Genomic DNA, 15,671 nt, shown 5'->3' on the forward strand with positions numbered 1-15,671 from the left:
CCCATCGATACCAATTATCAACCCGTCGTGAGTATTTTTCCGATACACCACTAGAACACAGCAATTTCTCGAAAACCATAAGAAAGCGGGCGTGACATGATGCACGCCCGCATGTAATCATTTCGCAGCTTTTTCATATAGTTTGTCAAAATGTTTGACCATTTCAAAGTCCAAATCGGTCAGCCCTTTCATCTGCCAGGACGAAATTTTCAGGGTAACCACTTTGTAGTCAATGGAAATGAAAGGATGGTGCTGCTTGCTCTCAGCGTATTCGGCAATCTGATCGACAAATCGAACGCCATTCAAAAAGTCTTTGAAACGATAGCGCCTTTCAATCCACTTTTCATCGAGCCGCTTCCATTCCGGCAAGTCTTTCAATTCTTTTTCGATTTGTTCCTCACTCAACCGTTCCATGCTTGTCGCCTCCTTTACGTTTAAGAGATTGTTCAAAAAGTCCGGTAAAAATGACGCTTCGAATTTCTTCGTTGGCTTGCTTTTCCGTTATTCATGTATTAAATTGCATACATTCCGTTACTCAAAGCTGCGCCGCCTCGAACTTCTCGGTCCTTTTTATCCTCCTTTTGAACACGCACTTTAATGGGGTTGATCCACATGCAATGGTTATTTCCAGTGTAACAGATGCTGCGGTTATATACATTAAATCAACAAATTGTCCACAGCCTATCCACAGATTTTTGGGGATAAGTGGGTTATCCACAACCTGAATAAAGAAAGTTAAGCAACAAACGTACCTAATCAGCGCATCTGCGCATGATGTAAGTGGGCAAACAAGCCGTTACGTTCCAGCAGCTCATTATGCGTTCCTTCCTCTTCAATGCCATGTTTCGTGACGACCATGATTCTGTCAGCGTTTTTTATCGTGGCCAGCCTGTGCGCTATTACCAGGGTTGTCCGTCCTTTTGTCAGTTCGGACAATGCCTGCTGGATGGCCATTTCCGTCTCTGTGTCCAATGCGGAAGTCGCTTCATCCAATATCAGGACGGGTGGATTTTTTAAAAACATCCGTGCGATGGCAATCCGCTGCTTTTGCCCACCGGAAAGTTTCAGGCCGCGTTCGCCAACCTGCGTCTCGTATCCATCCGGAAGCTCATGGATAAATTCCTCCATATGTGCCTGACGAGCGGCATGGACAATTTCCTCATCTGTCGCATCAAGTTTTCCATAGGCGATATTTTCCCGCAATGTTCCGGTAAACAAAAAGACATCCTGCTGTACAATGCCAATGTGGCTGCGCAGCGACTGTTTCGTGACATCGCGCAAATCGCGGCTGTCTATCGTGATGCTTCCTTCATCCACATCGTAAAATCTTGGTATCAAGGAACATATCGTCGTTTTCCCAGCACCGGACGGACCGACAAACGCTACTGTCTCGCCGGCATTAATGGTCATGTCCAAATTGCGCAACACAGGCGGCTGTGTTTTTTCATAGCCAAATGTAACATGATGAAAGGCTATTTCGCCCATCACTGTTTCCATTTCTTTAGCGTCCTTTTTATCCGTCACATCGGGCGCCATGTCCAGCATGTCTGTAAACCGTTTGAACCCGGCCATGCCTTTCGGATAAAGTTCCAGCAGAGCGCTGATTTTTTCAATTGGCTTAAATAGGACATTTACATATAGGACAAAGCCAACAAGCTCACCTGTGGACAACTTGTCATTAAATGTGAGCCACGCACCGATGACCAGAACAAGCAGAACAACCAGCCGCATCATCATGTAAATACTTGAGTTGACAAATGCCATTACCCGATAGGCGCGCAATTTGGCATTACGGAAGCTGTAATTGTCTTTGGTAAACCGGCCCATTTCATGCTGCTCATTCGTAAATGACTGCACAACCCGAACACCTGCTACCGCATCCTCCACACGCGCATTTACTTCAGCAATATCATGATACATGGCACTCCACGCCTTGTTCATTTTGATATTACTATAGGCAATCAAAAAGATGAGCAGCGGCACGGTTATCAAAATAATCCACGCAAGCTGGGCATTCTGGATGAACATAATCCAAAAAGCTCCGAAAAACGTCATCGCTGCAATAAAAAAATCCTCCGGGCCATGGTGGGCAAGCTCCCCGATATCAAATAAGTCGTTTGTGATCCTACTCATGATGTGGCCGGTTTTTGTATTGTCGAAAAACCGGAATGACTGCCGCTGCACGTGCTGAAACAAATCCTGCCGCATATCCGTTTCAATGTTGACACCAAGTTTATGCCCCAGGTAGGTGACAATATACTGCAAAAACGTGCTGAGCAAGTAAATGAGCAGCAGTCCAATGCTGACTGTGACAATCAGATCCCAGTTCCCACTCGGTAATAATTTATCAACGAACTCCTGGACCGCAATCGGAAAAGCAAGCTCCAAAATGGCCACAATTACCGCTGACGTGAAATCGATGGCAAACAGCCGCCGGTGCGGTTTATAGTAAGCAAAAAAACGTCGGATCAACAGCTGCACTTCCTTTACTTATTTGTCTAATTAAAATTATAAGCCGAAACATCAACAATGGCAAAGTGAACAGTCCATTAGTGTTATTCGATCTTCCAACAGTGGCAGCCAAGGTATCGGCGATGGTAATCCGTGCCAACAACAAATAGCCAGCCAATGCGACCTTTTCCACAAATCCAAAAAAGTTACCAATAAGCTTGTCAAGGTTGTTTGGAATCAGGCATATACATGGTTGTATAACCACAATGGAGGTGACCGTTTTGCAGCGCATGCATATAATGAAGTGGCTCTGTTATGCAGTTGGTTACGTTTTCCTCGTATCCGGTATTTTAAAACTGACTACAAATGACTTCAAAATTGCTTTCATGAATTTAGGACTGCCATTTCCGGATACGATTCTATTTTTTGTGGCCATTACGGAAATTGCCTGCAGTGTACTTATTATCGGGAGAATATACGTCAAACAGGCAGCCGCACCACTTATATTCATCATGCTCAGCGCCATTTATTTATCCAAACTGCCTATCCTGATGAATCAAGGAATACTGCGGTTCGCTTTTGATGCTCGGCTTGATGTTGTGATGCTTATCCTGCTTCTCTTGCTTTGGCAGCAGAAACCAGGTAAACAGCTTTCCCAAGCATAACCGCAATGACTAATGTCCAGTAATCCACAGAGTTATCCACATATGCACAAATGTTCGCAGCTATTTTGTTGCGGAATGAGTGTTCTATACGATATATAGTTGTCTATCTACAGGTTGTGGATAAACTGTTGATAACATGGATTTAACTCAAAACTTAGGCTTAAGCTATATTTAACCAAGTCTTTTTTCGTATGGTTGTTGCTCTAAAAACAACTATATTTGCTCTGAGCAGCCCGGATACACTTAGACTCCTGCGGGAAGTGCGAGATAGGCAAGACCCCACAGGGCTCTGCCCGAGAAGGCTTGCCACTCGCCCACGGAAAGCGAATTGGATTCGGGCTGCGGACTATATAAAATAAGCTATCCTCCTTAAGGATAGCTTATCGCTGTCTGGCCAATTCCATTGTCGCTTCCTGTTTCTCCCCGTTCCGATAATACGTCACGTTCAGGGAGTCACCGACTTTTTTCTTCTGATACAGAATCTTTCGCAGATCAATCATATTCATCACTTTTTTCCCGTCAATGGCGGTAATGACATCGAGTCGCTCAATGCCGGCACGGTCTGCAGGGGACAGTGACTCTACACTCCAGACATAAACCCCGCCACCCACATTGTCCGGGAGGTTTAGTGTTCGGTTCCATTCGGTCTTCGGTACTTCGTCAAGTGAATATATTTCTACACCCATATATGGCCGTTTCACCTGGCCATTCTTCTCCAGCTGTTCAACAATTGGTCTGGCAGCATCAATCGGGATGGCAAAGCCAATGCCTTCCACTGCTTCTTCATTGATTTTCATGGAATTAATCCCAATCAGCTGACCGTCAATGTTGATGAGTGCGCCGCCACTATTGCCGGGGTTAATAGCCGCATCGGTCTGAATGACTTCAGCCTGCCAGTCGGCCCGTCCATCTTGGTTAAAATCCTGTGGAATGGTGCGCTGTTTTCCACTGATCACCCCTTGCGTAACAGAACCAAGGAACTTTCCAAGCGGATTCCCGATAGCAATGGCCGGCTCCCCGACCTTTACGCTAGTCGAGTTCCCCATGTCCATTGTTTCTTTCACCTTGCCGCCATCCATCCGCAATACTGCCAGGTCGGAAAATAAATCACTGCCAAGGATTTCTGCCTCGACACGAGTATCATCCGACAAAATGACTTCGACCGTATCGGCTCCTTTAATGACATGATGGTTCGTAATGACATATGCCTTGCCGCCGGTCTTTTTATAAATGACGCCGGACCCGGATCCGGCTTCACGCTGATTGCCCTGCTGCCAAAAGTCACCTTTACGCTGGATATTAATGACGCCGACAACGGCAGGTGATACACTCTCGACAACATCGATTGTCTGTGAAGAGACATTCACCGACATATAATTACTGTCGTTCGGCCCTGATCCTGAACCACTTGTTGCGTTCCCGGATGTATTTTCTGTCCATGTTTCCGGCAGAATGTCTGATTTCAATATATTGGGAAGTGCCACAAGGACAACTACCATTCCAATAATGATGCCTATAAGTGCAGGCACGAGCCAATTGCGTTTCTGATGCTGCCCTTTGTAATCATCATCACCAAAATAAGCCATTTCCATTTTCCCCTTTTTATAAAAGTGCGTGTTCAAAAAGGAGGATAAAAAGGACCGAGAATTTCGAGGCGGTGTAGTTTCGAGCAGCGGAATGTATGTATTTAGATACATGAGCAGCGGAGAAACAAGCCAACGAAGAATTTCGACGTGTCATTTTTACCGGACTTTTTGAACAACCTATAAAAGGATTGCTTCTTCAGCACTGCCGGACAGTAATAATGAATGAATCAGCCGACATCATATAAAACTGTCGGTGTCTTCGGATCGGTATCACAAATATCAAGATGGATGCCCCGTTCCGTCAGAACATTACTGACCGACATACGTGCGAGGTCTTTCATATTATTATCTTGGCTTAAATGGGCTAAATAAATACGTTTTGTCCGATTACTTATAATGTCACAGAGAGCAAGTCCGCAATCCTCATTGGAAACATGGCCATTGTCCCCCAATATGCGGCGCTTAACATTCCATGGATAACGTCCCATCCGCAGCATCTCTACATCATGGTTTGCCTCGAACACATATGCATCTGCATCTTCCACTGTTTTCCTGATCCGCTCCGATACATAGCCCAAGTCCGTCACAAGTGCTACCTTTTTACCATTATGACGGAATGTGTAAAACATGGGTTCAGCTGCATCATGTGACACACCAAATGATTCCACGTCGATATCGCCGAACGTTTTTACTTCCTCCATTCCGAAGTGGAATTTCTGACCAACGTCAATCGTTCCAATGGAATTCTCCATGGCCTTCCATGTTTTATCATTGGCGTAAATAGGCAGACGGTACTTTCGGGCAATAATCCCAAGCCCTTTAATGTGGTCACTGTGTTCATGCGTGACAAGGATACCGGAAAGCTCAGAAGGATCAACATGGACTTCGCTGAAAAGCCTGTCCATCTGTTTCCCGCTTAGTCCGGCATCCACCAACAGCTTTTCACGGTCGGACTCAACATAAAAAGCATTTCCGGTACTCCCTGATGCCAAAACACTAAAACGCATTGTCATTTATTTTCACTCCGATTTATTATCAGATGATAATTTTTCTTTAAGGTACTTCTGTACATAATCTTTGATGTCACTATCGTCCGGAAGCTTCTGGACATTTTTCATTGCTGCTTTTATCGCATCCGTTAAAAATGTCATTTCATCATTTTTAGTCGCTAAGTTCTCAATCGCATTCACATAAAAATACTCATCTTCATTAACCGATATAATCCATGTCGGGGCAAATGACTGTTCCCCGCTTGGGAGTGGTATTCTTGTATGGAAACCAAGCTTTACACCTGTTATTTCATCACCAGGCCAAATTCTGTTGCCCTCATACAGAACCTTTATAGCATCCATCGGCTTGATCAGGGTCTGCTCCTCTTCTGATGGAGATTCAGCTTTCCCAAGCATCGTCTGTGTATAAAACATCATTTCGTTGTCTTTATTAAGATAAATAATAATAATCCCATTCTGATTGTAATATACAGGATGGTCCTTTTTCTTCTGGAAAAAGATAAGGGTATTCATCGTCTTGTTCCACGAGCCAAATGTATAGTTTTCAGGCAGGAGAATTCTGCTTTTAACAAGCTCATTAATGGTGTCCTCGCCCGCATCATCCGGCACACTGACCGGATCTTTAAAACGGGAAAGGATAAACGTTTTATCCAGTACCTCCACCTCTTGGTTATCCAGCGCACTGAAATAATCCAGTTCTTTATCCGTAAATGTCTTCTTGCCTGCTGTTATATACGATTGTTTTATCTCCTTCTGTGGCAGGTCGGCACTGATTGTAATGTTTTCCGACTCCAGCTCTTCTTCTAAAGTCGCACTGTCCGGACTCTCATAGCCGAAATCAGATTCCTCCTGCTTATCGAAAAACATAAACAATAAATAGACATCCAGTGCGAGGAAGCAGAGGATAAACAGTGTCTTAATTTGTTTCCATTGCATCCTCAGCTTCCTCCTTTTTGATCCGTCATATCGTTGAACTTAATTTCCTGCCAGCTGCCACTGTACTTAATGAACCATGATGGATTCAGTGTGATCGCGTCCGCATTACTCTGATACGTCAAGTTATAGCCGATTCGGATATCTTCCACATGGTCCAATTCATACGTTTGATTGTTTTTCAAAAAATAAATAACGTCATTGCCTGATCGCAATTCTGCCGGGTCTTTACCAAGCAAGTTCTTCAGGCTGAACAGCGGGCGTTTGTATAAGTTTGGCTGATTAAGTTCCTTGATCCTGAACTGCTGCTCAATCATCGATGCATGATGATCTCCATACACCGGGTAACCGTCATAGAACAGCTGGTAGCGAATGGTATTGGATGATGCGGCAATATCCATCAAATTGTACTCATCCGTCCATCCCACATGGCCATTGATGTTATTTTTGCTTAGTTCCAGGAGTGCTTCCGGATCCATCTGTTCAAAAGGTGTCTGCAGCGGGTTTTGAAATTCCATGGTCCGCCTGTTTTGGTAGACCCGCATAATACCGCGTGCACTGTCGGTAAAGTATACTTCATTTTCGCTAATCTGGTTCGGGGTTACAATATCCGGATTCCGAAACAGTGCATCCACCATTAAGCGGGAATTAATCTCCTGCGCTGCGACCGACATACTGGCAATCTCCACCTCATATTTCGGAATATATATAGGTTCCGTCCCTTCATCAAACCGTACATATTCACTTAACCCCTCAAAGGTTGTTAGACGCTGCCATAATCGGTCATATTTTTTACTATCATTAACAACGGCTGTTGCCTGCTGTTCACCATCCTGAGACTGGAATATCAAATTCAGTGATGAAGCATCCTGGTTAAATGTAATGAACAGCCGCTTAAAGCTCCAATCAGGTAAATAAGGATCCTCGTTAAACGTGAATAGGCTTGTAAGCATGTTCGCAGGGATAGCATCCGGAAAAACAATTTCCAGCTGATTGCTTGCAGAAGGTCTGCTGCCGTCTTCCCTTGTACGGAAATCGTATAACACCCATGAATGCATATCCTGATATAGGGTCTTGCCACCACTCGGGTCTTGGAAACTGTAATAGTTTTGCCCATTCCGGAAAATAATGGACTTTGGTTCAATCAGGTTTTTCGTCGTTTCTTCGTATCCGCCGAGGTCAACCCGATCTTCATATTGCTCCTGCGGGACGCTTTCCACTTCCGGTTTATAATTCCACAGGGCAAATGAAAGCAGCAGACTGGCCCCGACAAGTACCCATAATATAAACGATTTGACAGTTTCAAGCTGCATTATTTACCCCCTCCGCTTCGTGTTCATTAGCGGAAGTGTAAAGAGAACGGTTGTCCCTTTACCTTCTTTACTCTTCGCGCGGATGGACCCATCATGGGCTTCGATTATTTCCCTGGCAATAGCCAGTCCAAGTCCAGTACCGCCTAGTTTGCGTGATCTCGCCTTATCTGCACGGTAAAAGCGGTCAAAAATTTTATCAACTTTATCCCGCGGTATTCCCATGCCTTCATCCGAGACGCTCACCAGCAGCTGGCCTTGCTGTTTCATTGCCCTGAATCGGATAGTGCCGCCTTCAGGTGAATATTTAATAGCATTGGAAATAACGTTATCAAGTACCTGGAACAATTTGTCCTTGTCCATCCAGACATCATACTTCCCGTTTGGCAAATCACGCTTCAGTTTGATTTCATCCGCTACATTCATTTCAAAACGATCAATAACATGATGGAAGAAATCAATGAATTCCGTCCGTTCCTTTTTCAGTTCATAATCCTGATTGTCCATTCTGGAAAGCTGCAGCAAGTCATTCACCATACGGATCATGCGCTCTGTCTCATTTCTCGTCACGTCAAGGAACTTCGGCGCAATTTCTTTGTCTTCCCATGCACCTTCCGACAGTGCTTCGATATAACTGCGCATGGTTGTCAGTGGTGTTCTTAGTTCATGTGACACGTTGGAAACGAACTCCCTGCGCTCCCGCTCAATCTTCTCCTGTTCCGTTACGTCACTGAGAACCGTTATAAACCCAGTAATATCCTCTTCCTCATCAGATATAGTCGAGAATTTAGCACGAATCAGGAAGGTAGTATCATCATCACTAAAATCAATGATCATCGATCCATTATCAGGCAGCTTGGAAATGTCGATTTCGTTCTCATCCAGCTGCAGCACATCCAAGAGAAACGACTCTTTTGCATCGTCGGGATCCTTGCCAAGCAAATCAGCCGCCGCATCATTCAGCAATGTAATGAAACCATTCCGATCAGTTGCAATGACACCGTCCGACATATTGGAAAGTACACTGCTCAGCTTCCGTCTCTCCTCTTCCGTCAGCGCCCTGGAATGTTGTAATTTCGCGGTTAAATCATTGAATGAATCTGCAAGCTGGCCGATTTCATCCTTGCCATACACATTAACTTGCTGGGAAAATTCCTCCCTGGCCATGGCCTGTGCCTGTCTGCGCATTTCCATGATCGGCTTCGTGATAGTCCGTGCCACCAGTATTCCGAGGAAGATAGAGATTGTAATGGCAAGAACCGAACCCTGCATGAAAATGCGGTTAATGTTTTCCAGCTGGCTGTACACCCCTTCAAGCGATGCTTCAATATAGAGGGCACCAACCTGTGTCTCTTCATTGTCAAAAATCGGGACCGCCCGCACATATACCAGATTTCGCTCCAAATTATACCGTTTGTTCTCCTCCTGTTTGCCGTACAGGACAGCATTGCGGACAATTTCGTTGGTCATCTTTTTACCGATGTTCCGATTGCCTGTATTGTTGCTCGATGCAATAATTCTGCTCTGCATGTTTACAACCTGGATATTGATAATATCCTTCGTGTCATTGACGCTGACGATATCCTGCACTTCCTGATAAAGTGTTGGTCCTTCACCGTCTTCCGGCCGGTCCTTACTGAAGGCCTGAGTAAGGTTGACTTTCAGAATTTCCACGCTGGCATTAATCGACTGCTCAAAGTTATCATTCAGTTCATTTTCCAGCCCACGTGCAAAATACGCACTGATCAACTGGGTAGAAATGAGCAGAAGCAAAATGAAAATAATGATAAATTTCAGTTGTATTGAGCGGAAAAATCCTACTTTATTCATGAACCATGTCTACTCCTGTTCAGGGTTGCGCAAATAATAGCCAACGCCACGGCGGGTAACAATCCACATTGGGTTGCTTGGGTTTTCCTCAATTTTTTCACGGAGCCGGCGGACTGTCACGTCGACCGTCCGGACATCGCCGAAGTAATCGTAGCCCCATACCGTTTCAAGCAAATGTTCTCGTGTCATCACCTGGCCAATATGACGGGCCAGATAATGAAGCAGTTCAAATTCACGGTGGGTCAGCTCAACATGTTCCCCGTCCCGTGTAACGGCATATGCATCAGGATGGATTTCCAGTCTGCCGATCTTAATATTTTTCGTCGTCTTGACGCCGTCATCCGGAACCTGCTGCTGCCTGCGCAAATTCGCCTTCACCCGGGCAACCAGCTCCCGATTACTGAATGGCTTCGTCACATAGTCATCCGCGCCAAGCTCCAGGCCTAGCACTTTATCAATTTCGGCATCTTTGGCCGTCAGCATAATAATCGGCATCGACTGTGTTTTGCGGATTTCCCGGCAAACTTCATTTCCGTCCTTGTTCGGAAGCATAATATCCAAAAGAACAAGATCAGGGTCCTCCTCCTCGGCAAGTCTGATTGCCTCATCCCCATCATAAGCTACGACCACTTCATAGCCTTCTTTATCTAAATTAAATTTTAAAATATCCGCTATCGGCTGTTCATCATCAACGACTAAAACTTTCTGACTCATAACCGTCACTTCCTTTGCTCTGGGTTCATCTCTATAACCGGGTCAATGCCCCCGGGTTTATTTCTATTTATCAATCCTACTAGCTAATGGCTCTTTGGTCTATTCTATCGTACTTTGCCTGAAATGTCTTATATTGAGGTAGAAAATACGGTGCAGGCTGAATCTGGTCGACATGGTACGAGTTAATAAAAAGACTGACTCATCTTTTGCTGTATGAGTCAGTCTTGATTTGTTATTTTAATAAGAAAGGGCTGTTCACCAAAGTCTATGGTTGACAAATTAGATGTCATTTTGGCGTAAGCAGTCGCTTCGGAAAAACACTACGCTTTCCGTGGGCTTGTCCTCAGCCTCCTTGGGCATCCGCCCTGTGGGGTCTTGCCTATCTCGCACTTCCCAGAGAAATTGCGACGAAGCAACCACCTTTAGAAAACAGCCTTTTAGAAATACTTCTGCGGGTTTTGCAGTGATCCATGTTTATATACTTCAAAGTGCAAGTGTGTGCCTGTTGAGTTTCCTGTCGATCCCATGACCCCAATTTTTCTTCCTTTTTCAACTGTCTGGCCAGGGCTGACATTGATGGATGCTAGGTGTGCATAAACGGTTCGCATCCCATTGTTATGGTTGATTACAATCTTGTTGCCATAGCCGCCACTGTCCCATCCGGCTGAAACAACGGTACCGTTATCGGCTGCCTGTATGGTTCGGCTGCTAGGGCCTGCAATGTCCATGCCTTTATGCATGGATCCCCAGCGCATTCCCATATTACTGGAAACATGGCCGCCGACAGCTGGCCAGTGCAGGCTGCCTGTCCCGCGTGAAGGGACCACCTTTGTTCCCTTCACAATGATTTTTTTAACGGATTCTTTTGTTGTCTTTTCCTCAACCATGTTCCGGTCAGTGACACTGCCATTATGTGTCTCCAAAGAATAATGGACGACACTTTGGCCTTCCGCGCCCTGCTGTTTCACTTCCTCTTCACCCTTATAAAGATCATCGGACTTAACTACTTTTGTCTCATAATCGATGGTTTCTTTAACCTTGGTTTCCTTGTTGACGATAACATCGACAAACGGCTGGTAATCGGTAACATGAAGTTCCTGTCCAATTTGCAGAACAGAGGATTCCTTAAGCCCCTCGTTCAAATCAAGCAGTTTATCAAGTGTCAAATCGTATTTCTTTGCAACTTCAACCAGTGCTTCCCCTTCACTGATTTGATGTACCTTATCAGCCAGCGTCCCTTTTTGAAGTTTTTTGACACCTTGCTTTTTCGTCAAAATATTGGATGGTACTGCTTTATCTTCAGAAAGCGAAACATTTTCCGATAGTGTAACGTCTGTAATCATAGACTCACCGGCTCCAAGATCATCGGCATCTTTTTGTTCGTTTACGAGTGTTTCCAGACTATAGCCGTCTTCATCTTCCTGTTTTTTCGGTGTTAGTTTGTCGAGAGTTCCTTCATCAACGAATTTAGCCTTATATGCTTTCAGAGTTTGTTTAGCCGTTTTTTCATCTTTAAAATAGCCAACTTGGCTGTCCCCAATTTTCAATTCAACCGCTTCCGCTTTAACGGAAAGCTCGTCCTTCAAATAGGTGCTTACGCCACTGTTGTCGTACGATGGATCAAATACACGCTCTGGAACAAGAGAAACATTTTCACCAATACTCAGAGAAGAATTATCAAATTTTTCCTTTTTCTTCTCTACTTTAGTTTCCATCAAGTTCTGGATAGCTGTTTTGTCATTCACTTTACCTACATGTTTGCCATCGACGTAAACGTGGTATATTTTTTCCAGTGCCCCATCTTCTTCTGCATATGCTGTCGTAAATGTCAGTGACAGACCAAGACATGTCATGACCGCAATTTTAGTCAGCATGTGCAGCTTGCCCGGAGGACGGTGGGGCTGTTTTTTCCGATTAAACAATGCTTTACTCCCCTTTTGCCAACGCGTTATATGTATTTTTTTGAAAAATCCTCTGTATTCCTCTACCAATCTACCATAATTCCTTTTGCGGTAAAATAGGGGGTATGCAAATGTAAAGGAATTGTATAATGGATTACAATTTTTTACATATTCCGGGTATTTTTGCACTCCTATAAGCTTATAAAACAGAAATTTTCGGCGTTTTAAGGAAAAATATATGTCTTTTTGTTACATTCAGATTACAAATAGTGACAAACACGTAATAAAGGGATGGTTATCCAGGAAACCTGTTCATCAAATGAAGCATTTATCCTGACAACTGCATCCTGACTTTCCTCCAGCTGGGAAAATGGACATGAAAAGGCCTCTATCTGTAGAGACAGAGGCTGATTTCACACATGTTTTGCTTTTTAGCTATAGACGCTCTTGACCACATTCGTCTGCAGTCGATCCGGCCCCACTGAGAAAATCGACAGCTGGATGCCGCTCAGTTGTGCAATCCGCTCCAAATAATGTCTTGCATTGGCCGGCAGTTCATGAATGGACCGGGCACTGGTGATATCTTCCGTCCAGCCGGGCATTTCTTCATAGACCGGCTCACACTCAGCCAGCACACGCAGACTGGCCGGAAATTCATGCATCAATTCCCCTTTATATTTATAGGCAACACAAATTTTGACCGTTTCAATTCCTGTCAGTACATCTAGTGAATTCAATGATAAATCAGTCACGCCGCTCACACGCTGGGCATGGCGGACTACCACACTGTCGAACCAGCCGACACGGCGCGGACGTCCTGTTGTCGTACCGTATTCTTTCCCGGTTTCCCGTATCTGGTCGCCGGTCGCATCAGTTAGCTCTGTCGGAAATGGCCCATCCCCGACACGTGTTGTATACGCCTTCGAGACACCGACGACATGGTCAATTTTCGACGGGCCGACACCGGACCCAATCGTGACACCACCAGCAATGGGATTGGACGATGTGACAAACGGATATGTCCCCTGATCAATATCCAGCATGACACCCTGCGCACCTTCAAACAGGACACGGCGGCCCTCATCAAGTGCCTCGTTCAACACAACGGATGTATCACAAACAAATGGAGCCATCTGCTGACCGTATTCGTAATACTCCTCAAGGATATCCTCCACTTGCATCGGCTCGATTTCATATATTTTTTCAAACAAACGGTTTTTTTCTTTCAGATTCTGTTCAAGCTTGGTGCGGAATGCATCCTTGTCCAAGAGATCTGCAACACGGATACCCATACGCGCAGCTTTATCCATATACGCCGGGCCAATTCCTTTTTTCGTTGTCCCTATCTTCTCGTTTCCTTTATCTTCTTCCTGCAGAGCATCCAGCTTAGTATGATACGGCAAAATAACATGTGCCCGATTGCTGATACGCAATTGGTCTGTTGTTATGCTATTATCATGCAAATACGTCATCTCTTTTGTAAAAGCTTTTGGATCAATAACCATCCCATTACCTAACACACATGTCTTGTCATTGAAAAAAATTCCGGATGGGATCAAATGCAATTTATATGTCGCATCATCAAATTTAATTGTATGCCCTGCATTATTGCCTCCCTGATAACGAGCGACAACCTCGGCATTCTGCGATAGGTAGTCAGTAATCTTGCCTTTTCCCTCATCGCCCCACTGCGTTCCGACTACAACCACTGAGGACATGGCGCACCTCCATCTACAATAACATTTGTATTTTCATCACTAACAGCATGAGTTTACCAGTCATGATCCTATATGTCAAAACAAAAACGAACAATTAATTGTTTTTACAATATAATATTCGTTAAAGTGAATAGCAAGAAAAAACCAGCTCCATAATAATGAAGCTGGTTACGCGTGTACAGGTTCCGGTGGGACATCACTTTCGGAATAACGGTGATCCAGATCGACAAATTTGTTGTATTCTTTAACAAAAGCTAATTCAACATCCCCGACCGGTCCATTTCGCTGCTTGGAAATAATAATTTCAATGATATTCTGTTTTTCTGATTCCTGGTCGTAGTAATCGTCCCGGTACAGGAAGCCAACAATATCGGCATCCTGTTCGATGCTTCCAGACTCACGCAGGTCAGACATCATTGGCCGTTTGTCCTGACGCGATTCAACTCCACGCGAAAGCTGTGACAAAGCAATTAATGGCACATTCAATTCCCGCGCGAGTGCTTTTAGGGCACGCGATATTTCTGATACTTCCTGCTGCCTGTTTTCCTTAGAATTGCCGTTGCCCTGGATAAGCTGCAGATAGTCAATCAGAATCATACCAAGGCCGTGCTCCTGCTTCAGGCGCCGGCACTTCGAACGTATCTCACTTACCCGAATGCCCGGGGAATCATCAATAAAAATGCCAGCATTCGAAAGACTTCCCATAGCCATGGTCAGCTTGCTCCAGTCATCATCTTCAAGCTTTCCTGTCCGAAGGCGCTGTGCATCAATATTTCCTTCTGCACAGAGCATACGGGAAACGAGTTGATCCGCGCCCATCTCAAGGCTAAAAATCGCCGCATTTTCGTTCGTTTTGATGGCAACGTTCTGGGCAATATTTAACGCAAATGCCGTTTTACCAACAGATGGACGGGCAGCAATAATAATCAGATCATTCCGCTGGAAACCAGATGTGATTTGATCCAAGTCCCTGAAGCCTGTCGGAATTCCTGTTATATCCCCGTCATGATGGTGAAGCTGTTCAATATTATCATAGACATCAATAAGAACATCTTTAATAGCTTTAAAAGCTCCGGTATTTTTCCGTCCGGACACTTCCAGAATATTTTTCTCCGCTTCGTTCAAGACATCTTCCACATCTTCTTCCGTTGAAAAACCGGATGTAACAATATCTGTGGCCGTCCGAATCAGTCGGCGGAGCAATGCCTTCTCTTCAACAATCTTGCTGTAGTAAACGATATTGGCTGCTGTCGGAACACTGCCGGCCAAATCAGACAGATAAGCCACCCCGCCAGCCTCATCAAGCTTCTTTTCATTGGACAGGAGAGTGGTCACCGTAACGAGGTCAATCGGCTCTCCTCTGTCCGTCAATTTCAGCATAGCATCGAAAATCCGCTGGTGACTTGCCCGGTAAAAATCATCAGGCATGAGACGTTCAGCAGCTGTTGGCATCGCTTCAGGATCAAGAAAAATCGCACCAATGACTGCTTGTTCAGCTTCGATATTATGCGGCGGTGTCCGATCATTCCATAGTTCGCTCATCGGTTCCCCCC

The 15,671-nt window shown here is 44.8% G+C and carries 12 protein-coding genes; 1 reads left to right on the forward strand and 11 read right to left on the reverse strand.

Features of this window, described 5'->3' with window-relative positions:
• Window positions 1-117: 117 nt before the first annotated feature.
• A complete protein-coding gene (locus tag ACFSUO_RS10130; RefSeq protein ID WP_382393683.1) occupies window positions 118-414 on the reverse strand; it encodes a 4a-hydroxytetrahydrobiopterin dehydratase in 297 nt (98 codons plus the stop codon).
• Between the two features lie 342 nt (window positions 415-756).
• Window positions 757-2,472, reverse strand: coding sequence for an ABC transporter ATP-binding protein (locus ACFSUO_RS10135; RefSeq protein WP_382393685.1), 1,716 nt, complete (start codon window positions 2,470-2,472; stop codon window positions 757-759).
• A gap of 269 nt (window positions 2,473-2,741) precedes the next feature.
• Between ACFSUO_RS10135 and ACFSUO_RS10140 the strand changes: the two genes are divergently transcribed.
• Complete coding sequence (locus ACFSUO_RS10140) at window positions 2,742-3,116, forward strand: DoxX family protein (protein WP_382393911.1); 375 nt, start codon at window positions 2,742-2,744, stop codon at window positions 3,114-3,116.
• A 380-nt stretch (window positions 3,117-3,496) separates the two neighbouring features.
• Here the strand turns inward: ACFSUO_RS10140 and ACFSUO_RS10145 are convergent, their stop codons facing one another.
• The 9 genes from ACFSUO_RS10145 to dnaB form a co-directional block, all read right to left on the reverse strand.
• Entirely contained in the window at window positions 3,497-4,702 is a 1,206-nt protein-coding gene (locus ACFSUO_RS10145) for a S1C family serine protease (protein ID WP_382393687.1), read from the reverse strand.
• A 227-nt stretch (window positions 4,703-4,929) separates the two neighbouring features.
• Window positions 4,930-5,715 carry an MBL fold metallo-hydrolase gene (locus ACFSUO_RS10150; RefSeq protein ID WP_382393689.1) on the reverse strand — a complete coding sequence of 262 codons (786 nt, stop codon included), beginning with the start codon at window positions 5,713-5,715 and terminating at the stop codon, window positions 4,930-4,932.
• Window positions 5,716-5,721: 6 nt separating this feature from the next.
• A complete protein-coding gene (locus ACFSUO_RS10155; RefSeq protein WP_382393691.1) occupies window positions 5,722-6,648 on the reverse strand; it encodes a two-component system regulatory protein YycI in 927 nt (308 codons plus the stop codon).
• Window positions 6,649-6,650: 2 nt separating this feature from the next.
• On the reverse strand, window positions 6,651-7,958 hold the full coding sequence (locus ACFSUO_RS10160) for a YycH family regulatory protein (RefSeq protein ID WP_382393693.1): 1,308 nt from the start codon (window positions 7,956-7,958) through the stop codon (window positions 6,651-6,653).
• 3 nt (window positions 7,959-7,961) lie between these two features.
• A complete protein-coding gene (gene walK, locus ACFSUO_RS10165) occupies window positions 7,962-9,785 on the reverse strand; it encodes a cell wall metabolism sensor histidine kinase WalK (protein ID WP_382393695.1) in 1,824 nt (607 codons plus the stop codon).
• Window positions 9,786-9,794: 9 nt separating this feature from the next.
• Window positions 9,795-10,499 (reverse strand): response regulator YycF, encoded by a 705-nt coding sequence (gene yycF / locus ACFSUO_RS10170; RefSeq protein ID WP_382393697.1) that lies wholly within the window; start codon window positions 10,497-10,499, stop codon window positions 9,795-9,797.
• 437 nt (window positions 10,500-10,936) lie between these two features.
• Window positions 10,937-12,421 (reverse strand): peptidoglycan DD-metalloendopeptidase family protein, encoded by a 1,485-nt coding sequence (locus ACFSUO_RS10175; protein WP_382393699.1) that lies wholly within the window; start codon window positions 12,419-12,421, stop codon window positions 10,937-10,939.
• A gap of 410 nt (window positions 12,422-12,831) precedes the next feature.
• A complete protein-coding gene (locus ACFSUO_RS10180) occupies window positions 12,832-14,118 on the reverse strand; it encodes an adenylosuccinate synthase (protein WP_382393701.1) in 1,287 nt (428 codons plus the stop codon).
• Between the two features lie 168 nt (window positions 14,119-14,286).
• Complete coding sequence (dnaB, locus tag ACFSUO_RS10185) at window positions 14,287-15,660, reverse strand: replicative DNA helicase (RefSeq protein WP_382393703.1); 1,374 nt, start codon at window positions 15,658-15,660, stop codon at window positions 14,287-14,289.
• Window positions 15,661-15,671 lie beyond the last annotated feature (11 nt).

It is taken from the genome of Lentibacillus juripiscarius, from assembly GCF_042685205.1.
In the GTDB taxonomy this organism is placed as follows: domain Bacteria; phylum Bacillota; class Bacilli; order Bacillales; family Amphibacillaceae; genus Lentibacillus; species Lentibacillus juripiscarius.

Bases quoted from the DNA above. Each gene is read 5' to 3' on its own strand.
- ACFSUO_RS10155 (WP_382393691.1), bottom strand. From the start codon at position 6,648: ATGCAATGGAAACAAATTAAGACACTGTTTATCCTCTGCTTCCTCGCA.
- yycF (WP_382393697.1), bottom strand. From the start codon at position 10,499: ATGAGTCAGAAAGTTTTAGTCGTTGATGATGAACAGCCGATAGCGGAT.
- dnaB (WP_382393703.1), bottom strand. From the start codon at position 15,660: ATGAGCGAACTATGGAATGATCGGACACCGCCGCATAATATCGAAGCT.
- walK (WP_382393695.1), bottom strand. From the start codon at position 9,785: ATGAATAAAGTAGGATTTTTCCGCTCAATACAACTGAAATTTATCATT.
- ACFSUO_RS10160 (WP_382393693.1), bottom strand. From the start codon at position 7,958: ATGCAGCTTGAAACTGTCAAATCGTTTATATTATGGGTACTTGTCGGG.
- ACFSUO_RS10140 (WP_382393911.1), top strand. From the start codon at position 2,742: ATGCATATAATGAAGTGGCTCTGTTATGCAGTTGGTTACGTTTTCCTC.
- ACFSUO_RS10130 (WP_382393683.1), bottom strand. From the start codon at position 414: ATGGAACGGTTGAGTGAGGAACAAATCGAAAAAGAATTGAAAGACTTG.
- ACFSUO_RS10180 (WP_382393701.1), bottom strand. From the start codon at position 14,118: ATGTCCTCAGTGGTTGTAGTCGGAACGCAGTGGGGCGATGAGGGAAAA.
- ACFSUO_RS10145 (WP_382393687.1), bottom strand. From the start codon at position 4,702: ATGGCTTATTTTGGTGATGATGATTACAAAGGGCAGCATCAGAAACGC.
- ACFSUO_RS10150 (WP_382393689.1), bottom strand. From the start codon at position 5,715: ATGACAATGCGTTTTAGTGTTTTGGCATCAGGGAGTACCGGAAATGCT.